At 68.8% G+C, this 773-nt stretch carries 1 protein-coding gene; it reads right to left on the bottom strand.

Translation table 11 applies throughout. From position 1 onward, the window contains the following. The coding region (locus PUN71_RS23015) for an NADH:flavin oxidoreductase (RefSeq protein WP_277800390.1) at positions 1–758 on the bottom strand (758 nt) is incomplete at its 3' end. Positions 759–773 lie beyond the last annotated feature (15 nt).

Raw genomic sequence — 773 nt, 5'->3', positions numbered from 1 at the left:
AAGGCCGGGGCGTCGGCCCGGTATTCGGTGGTGTGGATGTAGTCGATCCCGGTCGTCGCCAAGGCTGTGAAGATGGCCTCGGCTTCTGCGGGCCCGCCGGCCCATTTGTGCGTGTAGTCGCTGACCTTGCCCTGGGAGATGCGGATGCCGACGCTCATGTCGGGTCCGACCGCGTCACGGACGGACCGGCTCACCTCAACGGCAAGCCGGACCCGGTTTTGGGGGGTGCCGCCGTACTGGTCGGTGCGCTGGTTCAGGTAGTCGGTGAGGAACTGGTCCAGCAGGTAGCCGTTGGCGCCGTGGATCTCCACGCCGTCGAAGCCGGCGGCCTTCGCGTTCAGTGCCGCGTTCACAAAGCCCTCGCGCACCTCGTCGAGCTGCGCCGCCGTGGCCTCCTGCGGTTCCCGGTAGGGTCCTTCGCCACGGTAGAAGCCCAGCTGTTCTCCCTTGGGGGCGACGGCGGAGGGGCCGAGCGTGGAGTCAACGAACCGGTTGCCCTGGGACTGGGCGCCGGCGTGCATCAGCTGGGCGAAGATCCGTGCGCCGCGGGCGTGGACGGCGTCCACGACCCTGGACCAGGACTCGGCCTGTCCAGTGGTGGCCAGGCCGGGCTGGTAGAGGTAGCCCTGGCTGTAGGCGGTGTCGGTGTAGATGCCTTCAGTGATGAGCAAGCCGAAGCCGCCGGCCGCGAAGCGGGAGTAATAGGATGCCATGCGCCCGGTGGCGTGGCCGTCCTCGGTGGCGCTGACACGGGTCATCGGCGCCAGAGCGAC

Source organism: Arthrobacter sp. NQ7 (assembly GCF_029581595.2).
GTDB classification, from domain to species: domain Bacteria; phylum Actinomycetota; class Actinomycetes; order Actinomycetales; family Micrococcaceae; genus Arthrobacter; species Arthrobacter phenanthrenivorans_B.
The sequence above is the reverse complement of the archived record's forward strand: the minus strand, read 5'-3'. Positions and strand labels throughout refer to the sequence as shown.